Source organism: Ruania alba, from assembly GCF_900105765.1.
In the GTDB taxonomy this organism is placed as follows: Bacteria; Actinomycetota; Actinomycetes; order Actinomycetales; family Beutenbergiaceae; genus Ruania; species Ruania alba.
This window is the reverse complement of sequence record NZ_FNTX01000002.1, coordinates 771969-791225: the sequence shown is the minus strand read 5'-3', so window position 1 is coordinate 791225 and position 19257 is coordinate 771969. Positions and strand designations below refer to the sequence as shown.

Annotated in this window: 11 protein-coding genes and 1 pseudogene; 9 read left to right on the top strand and 3 right to left on the bottom strand. The window is 64.3% G+C overall.

Annotated elements, in window-relative coordinates:
* From rnpA to BLU77_RS14025, 6 genes are all read left to right on the top strand, one after another.
* Positions 1-369: a ribonuclease P protein component gene (gene rnpA / locus BLU77_RS14050; RefSeq protein ID WP_089773728.1), complete on the top strand. Its 369-nt coding sequence runs from the start codon at positions 1-3 to the stop codon at positions 367-369.
* Positions 366-725 (top strand): membrane protein insertion efficiency factor YidD, encoded by a 360-nt coding sequence (gene yidD, locus BLU77_RS14045; protein WP_089773727.1) that lies wholly within the window; start codon positions 366-368, stop codon positions 723-725. The genes rnpA and yidD overlap by 4 nt, the downstream gene beginning before the upstream one ends.
* 20 nt (positions 726-745) lie before the next feature.
* On the top strand, positions 746-2347 hold the full coding sequence (gene yidC / locus BLU77_RS23080; RefSeq protein WP_089773726.1) for a membrane protein insertase YidC: 1602 nt from the start codon (positions 746-748) through the stop codon (positions 2345-2347).
* Between the two features lie 7 nt (positions 2348-2354).
* Positions 2355-2996: a 16S rRNA (guanine(527)-N(7))-methyltransferase RsmG gene (rsmG, locus tag BLU77_RS14035; protein ID WP_245708869.1), complete on the top strand. Its 642-nt coding sequence runs from the start codon at positions 2355-2357 to the stop codon at positions 2994-2996.
* 3671 nt (positions 2997-6667) lie between these two features.
* Positions 6668-7513 carry a ParA family protein gene (locus tag BLU77_RS14030; protein ID WP_281242110.1) on the top strand — a complete coding sequence of 282 codons (846 nt, stop codon included), beginning with the start codon at positions 6668-6670 and terminating at the stop codon, positions 7511-7513.
* Positions 7510-8901 (top strand): ParB/RepB/Spo0J family partition protein, encoded by a 1392-nt coding sequence (locus tag BLU77_RS14025; protein WP_089773723.1) that lies wholly within the window; start codon positions 7510-7512, stop codon positions 8899-8901. The genes BLU77_RS14030 and BLU77_RS14025 overlap by 4 nt, the downstream gene beginning before the upstream one ends.
* A 7-nt stretch (positions 8902-8908) precedes the next feature.
* Here BLU77_RS14025 and BLU77_RS14020 read toward each other — a convergent pair.
* Positions 8909-9199: pseudogene (locus tag BLU77_RS14020) on the bottom strand (D-alanine--D-alanine ligase); the annotation flags it as partial.
* A 942-nt stretch (positions 9200-10141) separates the two neighbouring features.
* On the opposite strand from BLU77_RS14020, the gene BLU77_RS21800 reads away from it, so the two are divergent.
* Together BLU77_RS21800 and BLU77_RS22950 are read left to right on the top strand one after the other, a co-directional pair.
* On the top strand, positions 10142-11260 hold the full coding sequence (locus BLU77_RS21800; RefSeq protein WP_139177778.1) for a hypothetical protein: 1119 nt from the start codon (positions 10142-10144) through the stop codon (positions 11258-11260).
* A gap of 721 nt (positions 11261-11981) precedes the next feature.
* Entirely contained in the window at positions 11982-15383 is a 3402-nt protein-coding gene (locus BLU77_RS22950) for an LPXTG cell wall anchor domain-containing protein (RefSeq protein ID WP_175477111.1), read from the top strand.
* 505 nt (positions 15384-15888) lie between these two features.
* On the opposite strand, the gene BLU77_RS21795 is transcribed toward BLU77_RS22950, so the two are convergent.
* On the bottom strand, positions 15889-16086 hold the full coding sequence (locus tag BLU77_RS21795) for a hypothetical protein (RefSeq protein ID WP_139177776.1): 198 nt from the start codon (positions 16084-16086) through the stop codon (positions 15889-15891).
* Positions 16087-16371: 285 nt separating this feature from the next.
* Here BLU77_RS21795 and BLU77_RS14005 point away from each other — a divergent pair, with 285 nt between their 5' ends.
* Positions 16372-18045 (top strand): COG1361 family protein, encoded by a 1674-nt coding sequence (locus tag BLU77_RS14005; protein WP_139177775.1) that lies wholly within the window; start codon positions 16372-16374, stop codon positions 18043-18045.
* A gap of 212 nt (positions 18046-18257) precedes the next feature.
* On the opposite strand, the gene BLU77_RS14000 is transcribed toward BLU77_RS14005, so the two are convergent.
* Positions 18258-19250 carry a D-alanine--D-alanine ligase family protein gene (locus tag BLU77_RS14000; protein WP_245708866.1) on the bottom strand — a complete coding sequence of 331 codons (993 nt, stop codon included), beginning with the start codon at positions 19248-19250 and terminating at the stop codon, positions 18258-18260.
* Between the last annotated feature and the right edge of the window lie 7 nt (positions 19251-19257).

Below are 19257 nucleotides of genomic sequence, written 5' to 3'. Positions count from 1 at the left end.
GTGCTGCCAGCGCGGCACCGGATGCGTGCGGCCGACGAGTTCGGTGCGGCAATCCGTTCCGGAGCGCGCAGCAGCTCGCGACGTGTCGTGGTGCACTTCAGTTCAGAGACCACCCGCGCCAGGACGGCGCGGGTGGGTTTTGTTGTGTCCAAGGCAGTAGGCAACGCCGTCACCAGGAATGCGGTCAAGCGACGCCTGCGAGCTCTGATGGCCGATCGGGTCGCGAACCTGCCGGAGGGGAGCGCTGTGGTGGTACGCGCGCTGCCGTCGTCGGCGGAGTCCAGTTTTGCCGGATTGCGTTCTGACCTCGATGAGGCATTGGCCGGAGCACGCAGCAAGTTCGACCGGCGCGCGGGGGCACGATCATGACGGCGGAACGTGCGTCTCGCAATCCAGCGACAGTTGTTTTGCTCGCTCTGGTGCGTGGCTATCAGCTGGTCGTTTCCCCGTGGTTCGCTCCCACGTGCCGGTATCACCCGAGTTGCTCGGCCTACGCGATCGATGCGCTGAGGCGTCATGGACCTCTCAAGGGGACGGCGTTGGCAGGGTGGCGACTGCTGCGTTGTAACCCGTGGTCGCGTGGCGGCGTCGATCAGGTTCCGGAACTCGGTCGGTGGACTCCTGAACCGTGGAGTGCTGCTCCGGTGACGGCCGACAGCGCTGAGGCCGTACCCTCGACATCAGACTTGCCCATCCAGCCCCAGATCCGGCACCCGCGGATCTGACCCGAGGAGCACTTCCGTTCATGGACTTCTTCGACACTGTGCTGTGGCCACTCATGGTGGCCGTGGCCTGGATCATGGTGCGCGCGCATGAGGTGCTGACGTTCTTCGGAATGGACGCCTCGGGTGGGTGGACCTGGGTGCTGTCGATCGTTGCCCTGGTGGTGGCGATCCGCATCTTGCTGATCCCGCTGTTCGTGCGCCAGATCAAGGCGTCGCGCGGCATGCAGCTGGTGCAGCCGGAGATCCAGAAACTGCAGAAGAAGTACAAGGGCAAGACCGACCCCGCCTCGCGCCAGGCCATGCAGCAGGAGATGATGGCGGTCTACCGGGAGGCGGGCACCTCACCGTTTGCCTCGTGCTTGCCGATCCTGGCGCAGATGCCGATCTTCTTCTCGCTGTACCGGGTGCTGTACTCGCTCTCGTTCCTGGCAGCCGGGACGTATGACCGCAGCGACTCGATCGGGCCCCTGACGCAGGAACTTGCGGCGCAGGCGGAGCAATCAACGATCTTCGGGGCGTCGCTGTCGTCGACCTTCATGGACGACGGCGCCACCTGGCAGGTGCGTTTGGTGACGGCGGCGCTCATCCTGTTGATGAGTGCGACGACGCTGTTCACGCAACGGCAGCTGACGATGAAAAACATGCCGGCGTCGGCGCTGGACAACCCGATGGCGCGTCAGCAGCGGATGTTGATGTATATCTTCCCGCTGATCTTCGTTTTCGTCGGGGTGAACTTCCCCATCGGTGTGCTGATGTACTGGACCACCTCCAACCTCTGGACGATGGGTCAGCAGTTCTTCGTGATCCGCAACTCCCCGGCTCCCGGGTCCGAGGCGGAGAAGAAGTACTTGGAGCGCAAGGCGCGCCGGAAGAAGCGACGCGGCCAATCGCTCGAGGACGCCGAGCACGAGGTGCTCGACCTCGAGGATTCACCGGACGAGGAGGAAACCCCGTCCGGTGGGCAGCGACACCAGCCGAAGAAGAACACGCCGCGATCGAAGCGGAAGCCGAACGGTGGCCCGGCCGGCCCCGGCTCCGCCCCGAGAACGACGAGTGACCACGCGCGTAGGCGCCTGTGGATGGACGAGAGGTCTGATCTGATGACGAACGACACGACGGCTGCTCCGCAAGAGCCAGAGCTTGTCAATGCCAACGCGACCTTGGAAGAAGAAGGCGAGATCGCTGCGGACTACCTGGAGGAGCTGCTCGACATCGCCGATTTGGACGGTGACATCGATATCGATGTCGATCATGGCCGTGCGGCGGTGGCGATCGTGACAGAGGAAGATCCGGAGTCGCTGCGGGCGCTGGTGGGCAAGAAGGGCGAAGTCCTCGACGCGCTGCAGGAACTCTCCCGCCTCGCCGTGCAGGCGAAGACGGGCAACCGGAGCCGCCTGATGCTTGACGTGGGTGGCTATCGGCAACAGCGCAAGGAAGAGCTGACCCGGATCGCAAACGAAGCGATTGAACGGGTGAAGAACGGCGAAGAGCGTGTCGCGCTGACGGCAATGAACCCGTTCGAGCGCAAGGTTGTGCACGACGTCGTTGCCGATGCGGGGCTCGTGAGCGACTCCGAGGGTACCGAGCCGAACCGCCATGTGGTGGTTCGTTCCGGCGAGTGAGGAAGGCGTGACGGACGAACCGGAGGTCGTGGTCGACGATCCGCAGAGTCGGGAGATCCTGGGTCTGGCGTGGGGAGGCGTGGCCCATTTCGCTGAGATGCTTGCCGATGAGGGCGAGCTGCGGGGATTGATCGGACCGAGGGAACTCCCTCGACTCTGGAGCCGGCATGTCCTCAACTCCGCTGCCGTGGCACAGTTCCTTCCCGAGGAAGGTTCGTTGGCGGACGTCGGAACGGGTGCGGGTCTTCCTGGCGTAGTGCTCGCTCTGATGCGCCCTGAGCTCGAGGTTCACCTGGTCGAACCGATGGAGCGTCGCTTGGCTTGGCTGGGCGAGGTGGTCCAGGAGCTTGACCTGGAGAACGTCCAGTTGCACCACTGCCGTGCGGAGGAGCTGCACGGTCGACTGCGGGTCTCGGCCGTGACGGCCCGGGCCGTGGCGGCGCTGGACAAGTTGGCACGAATCACGCTTCCGTTGGTCGCACCGGGCGGGACGTTGTTGGCGCAGAAGGGCCAACGGGCTGCTGATGAAGTGAGCCGCGCGGATCGGGTGCTGCGCCGCCTGGGTGCGAGCGATGTTCGGATCCATGAGGTCGATCTCCTTGGCGATGGCGACGTGACCAGAGTGGTCGAAGTGCGCACCTCCTCCTGATTCGAACGCACGTGCTATCGGCAGCCGGTTGCCTCACATTGGCCCTGTCGGTTGTTGTGCATCGCGTCGCGGGTGTCGATGCGTGTTGGGGAATCGCAGACGGGAGGACCTCCTGCTGATGAAGTCTCTCGCGTGAGGTCTCCATGTCGGCCGGTGTGATCCGGTTGTTGGTGTCGTGCTGTCCTTAGATGAACCCCCTGATCGGGATGAGATTGAGGAGCGGATGTAGTTCCGCTACCTGTCACGGGGTCGACGAAGTCCGTGTGCGCTTGGTGAGTACCAGCTTCGCGATGGCGGGAGACGGCGGACTGTGGTCGATCTTGTGGGTGGACGTCGGCGTCGTAGGTACGCGTCAGGGCCAGTGAGCGCCGAGTACTGGTCGAGACCTGGCGTGCCACGAGCTCTCGCTGGATTCACGTGAAACGTGGGCACAGCACTCGACGAGTACGCGATCGATCGTGCCGGCACAGCTCCGTCCTCGATCGCATGCGGTACGTCCGCGAGGTGGCACCGAGACGGAGTTGGTTGCTGCCGACGGGCGTACAGAGAGAAGGGCGTCCCGCGGCTGTCCGAACTGACCGCCAGATCCACCCGCCGATGGAAGTGGCGCCTGGTGAGCTGGTAGGCAGCGGTGCGCGCATGAGCGGCCTAGCACCGATCACGTGCGACGTAGTGGTGGGCATCGCGATGCCGACTTGTTCGCAGACGCGGCGTGAGGCGATAGCCCAGTGGCCGTTGACGGGTGTTGGTGTGTGGATGTCGTCCTGGTCCACCGATCGGCGTCGTGGACCAACCCGTTGTCGCGATGAGTCAGAGACGTCGAGCCTACCTAGGTCGCGACGCAACTAGAACCAGACATGAACGATTGTTCGGGAGCTTCGTGTGCTCGGCAATGCAGGCTGTTCCACGTGAAACAGCCACCCGCCCTATGCGCGAGCGATCTGGCGGCATCCCCGGACCTGTCGGAAGACCGGCGCGCGCCCCGAGCGAGTAATACCGGCATCTAGTTGGCCGAAGCGCCGAGGCACTGAGCTAGCGAGGATGCGCGTGAGCACTGTGTGGGTGTACGAGGCGGATCACCGGATACGAGTGACGTGTGCGCCTGGACGATGAAAGGAACCAGTCGCTCGATGAATGTCACATGCGCGAGTAGCTTTCCGTGCCGGGCCCGGACGTGGACTGTCGGATCGCGCGAGGCAGACTGCGTGAAGACGAAGGTGGTCGACAGGAATGGCGACGGTCGACATGCCGCCGCCGCTCGTGTTTCACGTGGAACCCTCTCGTCCAAGGCGGGATTCTGGACCGCGCGCATGCTGGTTGCCCGGTGTTTGGCAGTGGCACTCCCGGATTCTGTGCTCACGAGGTGGGCCATGAGAGGCAGCGCACTCGTAGGTACACGTAGACGGGTAGCTGGAGCGGCATCATCACTGTCGCGCGACGTGAGTAGACATTGAGTGAATGCCGGGGTGCGGAATGGGCGAGAGACGACGGACTGCCGCGCGGGCCGTTCGTCTTACGGTGAGCACCGAGGTCCCAGGGAACGAAGTGTTGTGGCGCGTGGGTGGCTCCCCCGAAGATTGTGTTTCACGTGGAACCCTCCCGTGCCAAACGTGACGGACGTGTGCCAGGGCCTGCTCTGATGGTCGGCGCCAGGGATGGGGGCAGTGTCGGTGCTGCGCGACGGATGGGAGCGTGCGAACCGCGGAAGGTGTTTCACGTGGAACGTCCCCGGTTTGAGAAGCTGAGGAACTCCAGGTAGACAGACGCGCCAGTGCGGATGATGAGGATGTTTCACGTGGAACGGCCGCTGGCGTGAAAGGCAGCCGAGAATATCGAGCACAAGGTCGTGCTCTCGGCATGGGCGCCCGCAATCTCGGCGTCGAGTGCAGGTGGGGACTGGCCGCGTTCGACCGTGGCGGAAGGCGCTCGTGCGACACGGTCGCCTCCGCGAAATATGCCACAACGCGAGCCTTCGAGCGGAACTGCGGAGCCGTGGAACCTTGGAACCGTGTGAACTCGGTCGGTATCCAACTAACACGCTTCCGTCGGGAACGAGACTGAGCATGATGCGGCGAAGGTAGGCCACGGTGTTGAGTTCTCGAGCGCTGGCCGCACGCGTGAACCACCGCCGGGAGGTTGTGGATGCGGCTCCTTCGCGCTGTGCAGGAAGATCGGCTTCGGCTGGTTTCACGTGGAACGGCCAGCTTGCGTTCGTTGCGTGACGGGAACCAGCTCTGGCGCCGGATTTGCGTGGTCCCGCTAGGCGGATGCGGAAGCGACGACGCGAGACGTACAGCGAGACGGAACAACGGCTCGCACCGGGCCTGGCGGTTGTGGCGACTGAATCAGGATCGGCACCGACTTCCGTGCCGCTGCGTCGCCACCATGGAACCTGGTCCCGAGCTGCTTCGCTACGAGACCGCACCCGAGCCGTGAGTCGGTTCCGTAGTTGTCGCCACCGGTGAGGCAGTGCCGATGGCGAGTATGTGCATATCAGCTGGATGGACAGCGAACTATCGGGAAGGAGGAGTTGATCGAGTGTGGGGCGTCCACGACAACCACTGTGGTGCACCTGTTCCACGTGAAACGTGTCCCCAACGAAGGATGGCCCCGGCGTCCTTCCCGGGCCGGACGTACCGATGAACTCCGCTCGAGGTCTGGTGGCAACGTCGGGCACATCCGCCGCTCGCAGAGGTTTGACTCAGGCCCGTGCTGCTGCCGCGTCGATGGTATGCACCGTGATGGGCACGGCGTGGTGGTGGGTGCTGCAGGCGGCGTATGAAGCGCAGCGGTCACGTCGAGCAACCCGCCTCGCGCTCGTTCTACCCATGGGCATCTGCGATGAGGCGATTGATGGGGTCGGTACTTCACAGGTCTCACGGTCCCCTGCCACCGTCAAGCTGGTGGCGCCGTTTCACGTGGAACTGACCCCGCCTAGGAGTCACCGTCGACGATCCGACATGGCGGTTTCACGTGGAACACTTCATGTGATCCTGGTGACTTGTCGAGCAATCCTCGTACAAGCCTGACGATCAGGTGTCCCCGAGGAAGCTGTGGATGGAGGCCGCTCGTGTCTCCAGATGCCGGAGCCAGACGCCAACTCCGGACCCTGAAACAAGCACTTCTCCACGGGGCTGGGATCGTGGTGTGGATAACCCATCGTTCCACGTGCGACCAGGAGTAGGGCGAGTTTGCAGCGGAAACCCGCCAGTTCTGCACCGCAGAGACGGCTGGGCCAGTAAGTGTGGACTCGAGCGACTCGACTTATCCACAACTAGTGCCTAGTAGTGCACATGAGTCCACGGTTCTCCACACTCTCTCGTAGATCATCCACAGAGGTCCTGTGGATATCCTGGGAGAGGCCGACGGAACCACTCGTTGTGGTCGCGTCCCGTCGGATGATGCCGGACAGGACGTCTAGTCTGGGACTGACACAACCATCGGAGGAACGAAACGTGGATCAGGACGACGTCGACACCGGACTGCGGCCGTACTCAGACGTGACGAAGCCGCTTTCGCCCGACGACGAGCGACGCCTTGCCCTGATCGACGCCATCCCCGTGATGGATGAGAGCACCCCTTTGGCGGCACAGCTCGCCGTGGACGCACGTCGGCGCATCGAGCTCGCCGGGCAGAAGTTCCCGCCACCGCTGCAGACACGTGTGTTCACTGTGGCCAACCAGAAGGGCGGCGTCGGAAAGACCACGACCTCGGTGAATCTGGCTGCAGCACTGGCGACGTCGGGCCTGCGAGTCCTCGTGATCGACAACGATCCGCAGGGGAACGCATCGACCGCGCTCGGAATCGAGCATCAGAGTGGCGTTCCATCCACTTACGACGTCTTGATCAACGATGTGGGCCTCGAGGAGGTCGTGCAGGAAAGCGCCGTGATCCCCGGACTGTACTGCGCTCCCGCGACGATCGACCTCTCAGGTGCCGAGATCGAGCTGGTCTCCATGGTGGCTCGGGAGAACCGCCTTCGGAACGCCCTCGCTTCCTACCTCAAGGGCCGATCCCAGCGTGGGGAGCCTCGGATCGACTACGTGTTCGTCGACTGTCCCCCAAGTCTGGGTCTACTGACGGTCAACGCCTTTGTCACCGCCCGTGAGGTTCTGATCCCGATCCAGTGCGAATACTACGCATTGGAAGGGCTGAGTCAGCTGCTCAACAACATCAACCTCATCCGTGCACACCTCAACCCGGCGCTGCACGTCTCGACCATCCTGCTCACGATGTTCGACGGTCGGACAAATCTGGCCCAGCAAGTGGCCGAGGAAGTTCGCGAGCACTTTCCGGACCAGACGCTGCGTACGGCGGTCCCGCGCTCCGTTCGTATCTCTGAAGCCCCCTCGTACGGTCAGACCGTCCTTACCTACGATGGCGGTTCCACCGGCGCGCTCGCCTACCTGGAAGCGGCACGCGAGATCGCGCGACGAGGCGTGGAGCCGCGCAACGATTACGCACAGGTCGGCTCTGGCAGCGACTCCGGCACCAGGAACGAAGGAGACCAGCAATGACCGAGCGACGCCGCGGCTTGGGTCGGGGACTTGGAGCCCTGATCCCGACGGGCGCCGGCGGCGCCGGACAGCGCCCGGTGGACGTCTTCTTCCCTGACCAGGAACGGACCGACGAGAAGGCAGGGACGGGCGCTGACCACGTTGCCGCAACCGAGGAGGAGGCGTCGCGCGATCTCGCTGCCGATGTCGCAGGCGGAGAATCTTCGATCAACGGCCACCCGGCACCGAACGAGCGGGCGGCGACACAGGTCGCGTCACCCTCGACCGACACCGACGCGGCCGGCTCCAACGGGACCTCGAACAGAGCTGCGCCCATCAGTGCCAGTGAGCAGCTCCTGGCCGAGCTTGAGGCCGAGTCTGCCGGGCGTGACCACGAGCAGACTCAAACGGCACGTGCGACCGTCACGACCGCCGTCAGTGATCCCGCCGGACCGGGTGAGGCGCCCGAGCCGCCTGCGCACCGCGGCCCGCCGTCCCGACGCGCTGCAGCACCCACGGATGACGAACGACCGAGCGACGACGATCTGGTGGCCGTACCGGGCGCTCGTTTCGCGGAAGTCCCGGTGGAGGCCATACACCCGAACGCGAGCCAGCCACGGCAGATCTTCGATGATGACGAGCTGAACGAGCTTGCCAGTTCCATCCGCGAGGTCGGGGTGCTCCAGCCCGTCGTGGTGCGGCCGGCCGGCACCGATGTCGACGGCGCGGCCACCTACGAACTCATCATGGGTGAGCGGCGGTGGCGAGCGTCCCGACTGGCTGGCAACGACACCGTGCCGGCCATCATTCGCGACACCGCGCAGGACGACATGCTCCGGGATGCACTCCTGGAGAACCTGCACCGTGTCCAGCTCAACCCGCTGGAGGAGGCGGCCGCGTACCAGCAGCTCCTCGAGGACTTCGCCTGCACTCACGACGAGCTTGCCGCACGGATCGCTCGCTCCCGCCCGCAGATCAGCAACACGTTGCGGCTGCTCAAGCTGCCGCCCTTGGTACAGCGGCGGGTCGCTGCCGGGGTGTTGAGTGCCGGCCACGCCCGGGCGCTGCTCGGGCTGCCCGACGGCGCCGCGATGGAGCGACTCGCCCAGCGGATCGTGGCGGAAGGCCTGAGCGTGCGAGCCACGGAAGAGATCGTGACCCTCGGCGACGAGGCCCTCCAGCCCGAGATGCGACGTCGGCCGCGTGCCGGTGCGAACGCGGCCGCGCTCAGCGAGCTCGCAAGCCGTCTCTCGGACAAGCTCGACACCAAGGTGAAGGTCAACCTCGGACAGCGCAAGGGGCACGTGAGCATCGAGTTCGCGAGCGTGCAGGACCTGAACCGCATCCTGGGCGTCCTGACCCCGAGCGACCCGGGAGTCCTCCGGGACGCCCCTTCCGACGAGGGATAGTCGGCGCTCAGCGCTGCGTACGCTGGCCCGCGTATGCCAACTCCAGGTAGAGCCGGTCGATCGAGTCCTCTGCGGCTCGCACGGCTTGCGGGAACAAGCTTGTCTCGGTCATTCCCGGGGCGACGTTCGCCTCGAGGAACCATGGGAGGCCGTCGGGGTCGACGATCATGTCCGTGCGGGACAGGTGTTGCAAACCCAGGGTCTGGTGGGCGAGCACAGCCAGCTCTGCGGCAGCTCGGGCCTGTTCGGCGGAGAGCCGTGCGGGGGCAAAGTACTCGGTGCGCCCGGCGTTGTACCGCCCGTCGTACTCCTCCCACCTGAGGTCAACGACGTCGTCGTCGGCTGCGGCGGCAGGGTCTGGCGTTCACTGGCGTGAGCTGCTCATCGGCCCCATTCCTCGCACGCCCGCCGCTCGCCCCGTCGATCACCCGATGTTCATCTGCGGCCGGTTGCACAGTTGTGTGATGTGAGTAGCATGGCAGTGCCAAGGAAGAGTGGGGGACCTTTCGAGATGCGCAGCAGTACAGACGGCCAGCAGGGGGGCGGCCTGCGCCGTTCGCTGCTATGGGCCCTGCGCTGCATGATCACCTTCTTCGGCGCCATCGTTCTCGGCTCGGCCTTCAGTACCGCGGCGTCGGCCGAAGACTCGCTCGTGGGCGGACTCCTCGGCGATGCAACAGATGTCGTGGACGAGGCGACTGGCGTGGTCGACGATGCGACGGATGCAGCTGCAACGGATGTCGTGGACGAGGCGACTGGCGTGGTCGGCGACGCAACGGATGCAGTTGGCGTGGCCGACGTCGTGAACGCAGTAGCCGGCACGGGCAATGAGGGGGCTGCCACCCAACAGACCGGAGCCGAGGGGGCTGCGGATCCAGAGGTTCCGGAGGCGGAGGTAACGCAAGACGAGGCTGCGGAAGCTGAGGGTGCGCCCGTCGAGGACGGTGCACCCGCCGACGAGAGTGCTGCAGCTAGCGAGGACGGTGCACGTGCCGATGAGGGCGTTGCACCCCACGAGAGTGACGCACCCGCTGACGACGGTGGTGCGGCTAACGAGAGCGCGGCACCCGCTGACGAGAGCGCAGCACCCGACGACGAGAGCGCGGCATCCAGCAACGAGGCTTCCCCCGCTGAGGACACTCGACCCGCTGCGGACGCGGTAGTCGACGAACGGCCAACCAGCGCACTCCGGGAGACGGTGGCTCAGGTTGCTGGCGGGCTCGGCAACGTAGTTGGGCAGGTGACCGAACCTGCAGGAGATGTGGTCGAGCAGGTGACGCAGCCGACGGCGGAGGTCGTCGAACAGGCCAGCCAAGTTACGGAACGGGCCAGCGAAGCCATCGAACCGGTCGCCGAGCAGCAGACCGCGCTTGCAGGCGTGCCGACGACGGATGCCGAGTCGTCGTCGACGAACGTGCTGGGCGCGGTGTCTTCCATCGTCGACACTCTGACTGCTGATGACACCGAGCCCACACCCATTGTCGAAACAGCTCGCGAGGCTGTCAGCGATCTGACGTCGGTGCCACAGTCTGTCGTCCAGCCTGACGTATCACCTGCGGTGACCGAAAGGTCAAGCGAGGGCGTCCTTGTTGCGGACTCCGTTGGAACATTGCTTGACGACGTGGTCGGCGTCAGCACGACCGTCCGTGACCTCACCGGAGCGGTGGCCGCGGTAGCGGAGCCGGTAGTCGACCTTGCCGAACCGGTGAGCGAGACGCTTCTGGTACCCGTCGTTGCGCCATTGATTGATCCAGTGGTGAGTGACGTGGTCGCGCCGGTCCTGGGAAGCGCAGTCACCCTGGTCACCGATACTGTCGAACCGGTGACCGCTGCGGTGAGTCCGCTCGTTAGTTCTGTGACAGCACCGGTGGGCGGTTCGCTGATCGGATTGGTATCCGATCTGAGCAGTACCCGCACCGTGCAGTTTGTCGATGTCACTTTCTTGTCGCCTCCGGCCATTCAGTTCTATGACGTCGAGGTGCGATCGCCCGCACCTGAACCGGTGAGCGTAGACGTGACGAGCCCGCCGCAGGCCAGTTCGGTCGCCGAAGCCCCGGAGAGATGGCACCTCGAGCATGAGGTTGGTAGTGCTGGTGCGGCGCAGGCGAGCACAGTAGCCGCTGTAGGAGATGTCACCAGCACAGTGTCGGGGTCCGAACATGAACCGGTCCCAGTCGGCACACCGGTCTCGGCGCCGTCGTCCGCAGGGAATGCGGCCGGCCAGTCGTTCGGTGCAGGCCACGCGGATGTCACCGGGGGATTAAGGCTTCCTTCGGACTTTTTGAGCACTCTTGCGGTCTCGGCGCCTCCCGGGACAGCCCTGGACGTAATTCTCGACGTTATCGTCGCACCTGACTGACGGGTTGGCGGCCGGAAATAGTTCCGGCGTGTCAAATTAATGCGCGTTCTTAGCGCATTCCACCCAGTCAGTCAGGAGTACTTCCATGCATACCAATGTGAGGCGCGTGTTACAAACGTCGCTGCTCACTGGTGGGCTCGTGGTTGTTGGCGCAGCCGGAGCGCATGCCGCCAATGATGACTCTGCGGTTGACGGCATCGTCGAAAGCAGCGCCATATCCTCGGTCTCAGAAACCGTCGAGAGAACCGCCGAAAGCGGAAGCGCAGATGCTAATGATGAGGCCATTTGTGAATCAACCGACGACGACCTACTTGCTGTGCTTGACGGCATTCTGCCGACGAGTACAGACGGTGAGTGCGATGACAGTGACCAGCCAGAGGTAACGACCACGGTAGAGCAGACCGTGGTGTCAGACACAAGTGCCGTGCAGCCGGAGGCTGCGGATGAAGGCACGAGCATCGACGGACAGGAATCTGCTCAGAACGAGTCCGCCGTCGAGCACCAAGGTGGCGACGAGGACCACGGCGACGCGGCAGAGACCAGCGCCTCCGATGAATCGGCCGCCGAGGCCAGTGTGAGTGCTGGTGAATCGAGTGATGGGGCAGCCACAGTTGTGGTGGACCCCGAAACTGCGAGTGGCGGCGATGACCAGTCGTCGACAGCTGCAGCGAGTACGAGTGTCAGCGCAGAAGCAGAAGAAGAGTGCTGCACCGTTGAGGATGTGACCGAGAGCGGATCTTCGGGCTCCGATGGTTCGGACGGTTCTGAAGGCTCCGAGCCTGACGGCTCGGGCGGCGCCGACGACGGTCCTGGTTGCTGCACGGTTGAGGACGTGACCGAGGACGGGTCGGACTCCGATGGGACCGACGGCACCGACAGCCCGGACGGAACCGATGGAACCGATGGGACTGACGGATCCGATGGGACCGATGGGACTGACGGATCCGATGGGACCGATGGCACTGACGGATCCGATGGGACCGATGGGACTGACGGATCCGATGGCACCGATGGCACTGACGGATCCGATGGGACCGATGGGACTGACGGATCCGATGGCACCGATGGGACTGACGGATCCGATGGGACCGATGGCACCGATGGCACCGATGGGACTGACGGATCCGATGGGACCGATGGCACCGATGGGACTGACGGATCCGATGGGACCGACGGGACCGATGGCACCGATGGAACTGACGGATCCGATGGCACCGATGGCACCGATGGGACCGATGGAACTGACGGATCCGATGGGACCGATGGCACCGACGGGACCGATGGCACCGATGGAACTGACGGGACCGATGGCACCGACGGGACCGATGGCACCGATGGAACTGACGGGACCGATGGGACTGACGGGACCGACGGAACCGACGGGACCGATGGCACCGACAGCCCGGACGGAACCGACGGGACCAATGGAGCCGATGGAGCCGATGGCACCGATGGGACCGACGGGACCGATGGCACCGACGGGACCAATGGCGCTGACGGGACCGATGGCGCTGACGGGACCGATGGCGCTGGTGTGAGTGATGGGCTGCTTGGTGTTTTGCCGGGTGGTGTGACTGATGGGCTGCTTGGTGATGATCCTGGTGGTCTGCTCGGCGGCACTGACGGAACTGACAGCTCCGATGGGACCGATGGGACTGACGGATCCGATGGGACCGATGGCACCGATGGCACCGATGGGACCGATGGGACTGACGGATCCGATGGGACCGATGGCACCGATGGGACCGATGGGACTGACGGATCCGATGGGACCGATGGCACCGATGGAACCGATGGATCCGATGGGACTGACGGATCCGATGGGACTGACGGGACCGATGGAACCGATGGGACCGATGGCACCGATGGAACCGATGGATCCGATGGAACCGATGGATCCGATGGATCCGATGGGACTGACGGATCCGATGGATCCGATGGGACTGACGGATCCGATGGATCCGATGGGACTGACGGAACCGATGGGACTGACGGGACCGATGGAACCGATGGGACCGATGGATCCGATGGATCCGATGGATCCGATGGGACTGACGGATCCGATGGATCCGATGGGACTGACGGAACCGATGGAACCGACGGGACCGATGGAACCGATGGGACCGATGGAACCGACGGGACCGATGGGACCGACGGGACCGATGGAACCGACGGGACCGACGGGACCGACGGGACCGATGGAACCGACGGGACCGATGGAACCGACGGGACCGATGGAACCGACGGGACCGATGGAACCGACGGGACCGATGGAACCGATGGAACCGACGGGACCGATGGAACCGACGGGACCAATGGAACCGACGGGACCGATGGAACCGACGGAACCGATGGAACCGACGGGCCTGACGGAACCGACGGGACCGATGGAACCGATGGAACCGACGGAACCGACGGCACCGACGGGACCAATGGAACCGACGGGACCGATGGCACCGACGGCACCGACGGGACTGACGGAACCGATGGAGCTGACGGGACCGATGGCGCTGGTGTGAGTGATGGGCTGCTTGGTGTTTTGCCGGGTGGTGTGACTGATGGGCTGCTTGGTGATGATTTTGGTGGTCTGCTCGGCGGTACTGATGGGACCGACAGCCCGGACGGGACCGACGGCACTGATGGGACCGATGGGTCTGACGGCACCGATGGGACCGACGGGACCGATGGAGCTGACGGGACCGATGGCGCTGGTGTGAGTGATGGGCTGCTTGGTGTTTTGCCGGGTGGTGTGACTGATGGGCTGCTTGGTGATGATTTTGGTGGTCTGCTTGGCGGCACTGATGGGTCTGATGGCGCTGGTGTGAGTGATGGGCTGCTTGGTGTTTTGCCGGGTGGTGTGACTGATGGGCTGCTTGGTGATGATCCTGGTGGTCTGCTCGGCGGTACTGATGGGACCGACAGCCCGGACGGGACCGACGGAACCGACGGGACCGATGGAACTGACGGCACTGACGGCACTGACGGCACTGATGGGACCGACAGCCCGGACGGGACCGACGGCACTGATGGGACCGATGGGTCTGACGGCACCGACGGGACCGATGGAACTGACGGCACTGACGGGACCGACAGCCCGGACGGGACCGACGGCACTGACGGAACCAATGGGACCAGCGGCACTGACGGCATCGACGGCACATCGGGCACGGTGGTTTTCACTGTGGATGAGGCCAGCATGGAAGTTGTGCCGGCGGCTGACACTCCGGAGGGTGTTGGTGAGCAGATCCGTATGACGGTTTCTGTGACCAATAGCGGTGATACTCCGGTTGGGAGTCTGGTGGCTCAGTCTGATGTTGGTGAGCTGACCTGTGAGTCGACGTCGTTGGCTCCTGGTGAATCCACGACCTGTACGGTGACGTTTACGCCGGATGGTGTGAGCACGGTGACCGTGGCCTTCATCGATGAGACTGATGTCTCAAAGGTGGCCACCTACCAGTTCCCCGTCAACGCAACGGACGGTGGCGATGGCATCGACGGCACATCGGGCACGGTGGTTTTCACTGTGGATGAGGCCAGCATGGAAGTTGTGCCGGCGGCTGACACTCCGGAGGGTGTTGGTGAGCAGATCCGTATGACGGTTTCTGTGACCAATAGCGGTGATACTCCGGTTGGGAGTTTGGTGGCTCAGTCTGATGTTGGTGAGCTGACCTGTGAGTCGACGTCGTTGGCTCCTGGTGAATCCACGACCTGTACGGTGACGTTTACGCCGGATGGTGTGAGCACGGTGACCGTGGCCTTCATCGATGAGACTGATGTCTCAAAGGTGGCCACCTACCAGTTCCCCGTCAACGCAACGGACGACACCAACGGAACCGGTGGCGTCGGCGGGTCAGTGGATGTCACAGGCGTCTCGAACGTGACTGGTGGCAGCGTGTCCTTCCCAACTGGTGGCGCGATTGTGCCCGGTGGGAGCGTCAGCCATGTTACCGGTGGCTCGATCGTGACCGGCGGATCCTCTGTATCAATCACCTCACCCGGATTCGGACCTATCGGCGTGTTGCCAGCGACAGGTGTGGGAAGTCCCCAACTTGCCGGAATCGCAGGCTTGCTGATTCTTTCTGGTCTGGTGATGGTGCGCCGCCGTCGAGCCATGACGACGTGATCCACGGCCTCTGAAGCCCGTCTGCTCGCCAAACAGGCAGCGGGCGGGGAACGCGACGACACCAGTTCATGTCGGAACAAACGACGTGACCCTCCTGCACTGGTGTCCCTGAGAACAGATCGAGGACTCTCATACGAATTCACCCTCCGGAGGGCCTTGATCTCCGAGATCGGTGCGATCCATCGGTCTCACGAATCCCGAAAATTCGATGGATGAGAATGGAGAAGTAATTATGTCAATCATCATGTGGGGTCGCCGTCACGGTGACTCCGAATACGTGCAGCCGGAGAGGAGTGTGCCTCCCGCATTCGCGCGCCGGACGGGTCGTACAGTGGCATCGATAGTCGTTGCCGCGGCGGCGAGCTTCGGCCTGATGTCCTCAGCGATGGCCGCTCCCCTTGGGTCAGACGAGCCGACTGACGATTCGCCAGTGATGACCACGCAGGGCGGCTCTTCCTCTGATCCGCAACTGATCAGTGCCACCGGTGCCCAGTCCGGCGGACAGTCAGACGGGCACGGAGGGCATGGAGGCGGAAACGCTGGCCAGGAGCAAGGTGACGGTGGCCACGAGGAAGGTGGCGGTGGTCACGGAGGGCACGGCGGCGGCGGAGGAGACGCCTGTACCTTCTTCCTCGATCACATGTGGGCCAACGAAGAGGGAATTCCACTGCTTGGAACTTTCTCGCACTTCAACGAATTCCACACCGATGACACCTACGAGAACCTGGTTCTCTCCTTGGCCAGTGGTGCCATCGGAAACTCCGACATGCCGGTCATCGACATCTACGGTGGACCCCTGGGTTGGATTCCGGTTTTCAACCCCTCGCACGTGAGGGGGCACGGCACTGACTATGTGACCCTGCTCACCTCATGCGGCGGGATCGGAATCCCTCTGGACTCGAATGACCTAACGACTCTGAATGTCCCGTCAGCTGATGAACTGGCTAACCTTTCAGATCTGATCATTCCGGGCCTTCCGAGTCCAGAAATGCTCACGAACCCCAACTATCTCTGGGAGACAACTGACGCGTCGGACATTCTGGCGCGCGTGACTCCCGAGACGTTGACCAACATGGAGGAGTACGTCGGTTTCGCAGGTGATCACGTTGATACCTGGCGGCTCTTGTGGGAGACGGCACTGGAGAGTGTGTCCAGCGGCGATCCCACAGCCATCCTCGAAGCCCTTGAGGTGACGGAGAACATCAACACCCTCGAGTCGCTGTCCTCCATTGTGAGCGGCGGAACGGGAGATGGCTCAGGCGCCGACGGACTGATTGGCGGCCTGGCCAACGGTGATCTGCTGGGCGGCGGCTCGAGCGAAGGCGCCGACGGCGGCTCGAGCGTGCCGACGTTCTCTGTGGATCAGGCCGGCATGGAGGTCATTCCAGCTGCTGACACGCCGGACGGTGTGGGTGAGCAGGTCCGGATGACCATTCCGGTGACCAACAGCGGTGCCGAGACCATCACTTCGTTGGTGGCTGAGTCCGATGCTGGTGAGGTGACCTGTGAGGCGGAAACGCTGGAGGCGGGTCAGTCCACCACGTGCTCGATCACGGTCACTCCTGCTGAGGGAGAGAACACCGTGAACGTGACATTCGGCAGTGAGGGCGACTCCTCGAGCGTCGGATCCTTCCAGTTCACGTTCACCTTCACCGGAACTACCGGGACCGATGGCACGGATGGCAGCGGCACACTCCCGACCGATGATCTGGTCGGTGGTCTGCCCACGGGTGACCTGCTGGGTGGTCTGCCCACGGGCGATCTGCTCGGTGGTCTGCCCACGGGTGACCTGCTCGGTGGTCTGCCCACGGGTGACCTGCTGGGTGGCTTGCCCACGGACGGGCTCCCCACGGACGGCCTGCCCACCGATGATCTGGTCGGTGGCCTGCCCACCGATGATCTGATCGGTGGCCTGCCCACGGGTGACCTGCTCGGGAGCCTCCCGACCGGTGATCTGCTGGGTGGCGGCTCGAGCGATCCGACGTTCTCTGTGGATGAGGCCGGCATGGAGGTCATTCCAGCTGCTGACACGCCGGACGGTGTGGGTGAGCAGGTCCGGATGACCATTCCGGTGACCAACAGCGGTGCCGAGACCATCACTTCGCTGGTGGCTGAGTCCGATGCTGGTGAGGTGACCTGTGAGGCGGAAACGCTGGAGGCGGGTCAGTCCACCACGTGCTCGATCACGGTCACTCCTGCTGAGGGAGAGAACACCGTGAACGTGACATTCGGCAGTGAGTCGGGCCCCAATGAGGGTGGCGTCTTCGAATTCTCCTTCACCTACAACGGGAGCGAGAACGGCAACGACGGAGGATCCGGCACGGCGCACTTCACCGTGACACAGCCCACCGTCGAGGTCATTGCTGCCGGCGAGACGCCGGACGGTGTGGGTGAGCAGATCACGATGGCCATCCCGGTGACCAACAACGGCAGCAGCAGTGTCGAGTTGGCCGCTCAGTCGGAGGCTGGTGAGGTGACCTGTGAGGCGGAAACGCTGGAGGCGGGTCAGTCCACCACGTGCTCGGTGACCTTCACTCCCACAGAGGGGGCGAACGCCGTCACCGTGACCTTCGCCGATGAGGCGGATACCTCCAAGGTCACGACCTACAGGTTCGTCTGCAACTACACCGTTGCAGCCGGCACGGGCGCGAGCCACTCCTGAGCAACGTCGAAGGAGTAGCACGCGCGTGAGACACCTCCGGATAGGTCAGTCCCTGAGGCTGACCTATCCGGAGGCTCGCGGCCTCTGACAAGGGAAGGGTCTGAGCATCGAGTGCGCGAGTGTGCAGGATCTGAACCGGATCCTGGGTGTGCTGACGCCGAGTGACCCGGGAGTCCTGCGGGAGGCTCCCGTCGACGAGGAGTAGTCGGCGCTCAGCGCTGCGCGCGCTGGCCCGCGTATGCCAGTTCCAGATAGAGCCGGTCGATCGAGTCCTCTGCGGCTCGCACGGCTTGCGGGAACAAGCTTGTCTCGGTCATTCCCGGGGCGACGTTCGCCTCGAGGAACCATGGGAGGCCGTCGGGGTCGACGATCATGTCCGTGCGGGACAGGTGTTGCAAACCCAGGGTCTGGTGGGCGAGCACAGCCAGCTCTGCGGCAGCTCGGGCCTGTTCGGCGGAGAGCCGTGCGGGGGCAAAGTACTCGGTGCGCCCGGCGTTGTACCGCGCGTCGTAGTCGTAGGGCCCGTCCGTCACGATCTCGACCGCCGGCAGTGCCCGTGGGCCTGCACCGTTGTCCACGACCGAGACCGCCAGCTCGGTCCCCTCCACTGCGCGTTCGATCAGTGCCGTCTCGCCATAGGAGAAGCAATGCACCATGGCCTGCGGCAGGTGCTCGGGATCGGTCACCACCGTCACCCCGAGCGCTGAGCCACCCATCGCGGGCTTGACCACCAGGGGCAACGGGAGGCGGCTCACCACGCGTCCCAGCACGGCGCGGGCGCCGACCTCGCGGAACAGGCTCTGCGGCAGAGTCGCCGATTCAGGTGTGCGTGCTCCAGCACGGCGCATCATGGATGCCGCGACCGGCTTGGACCAGGTGATCCGTGCCCCGGCAGAGTCTGTGCCCACGTACGGCACACCGGCGAGGGCGAGCAAATCACGGATCGCCCCGTCCTCGCCCGTGGAGCCGTGCAGCAGCGGCCAGACGACGTCCGGTCGGGCCGTGTGCAGGAAGTCCAACAGGCTGGTGTCCAGGTCGTGCACGGTGGCAGAAGCGCCGGCAGAGCGGAGGGCTTCGGCTACTCGCCGACCGGACCTGACCGAGACCTCACGCTCATGGGAGAGCCCGCCCGCGAGGATGAGCACCTCCAACGGGTCGGCCTGATGGGAGACGGACGGGACGGCGTCGGGCTGTACTGCGGGCAACTCAGGC

Bases quoted from the DNA above. Each gene is read 5' to 3' on its own strand.
- yidD (WP_089773727.1), top strand. From the start codon at position 366: ATGACGGCGGAACGTGCGTCTCGCAATCCAGCGACAGTTGTTTTGCTC.
- yidC (WP_089773726.1), top strand. From the start codon at position 746: ATGGACTTCTTCGACACTGTGCTGTGGCCACTCATGGTGGCCGTGGCC.
- BLU77_RS14025 (WP_089773723.1), top strand. From the start codon at position 7,510: ATGACCGAGCGACGCCGCGGCTTGGGTCGGGGACTTGGAGCCCTGATC.
- BLU77_RS14005 (WP_139177775.1), top strand. From the start codon at position 16,372: ATGCTCACGAACCCCAACTATCTCTGGGAGACAACTGACGCGTCGGAC.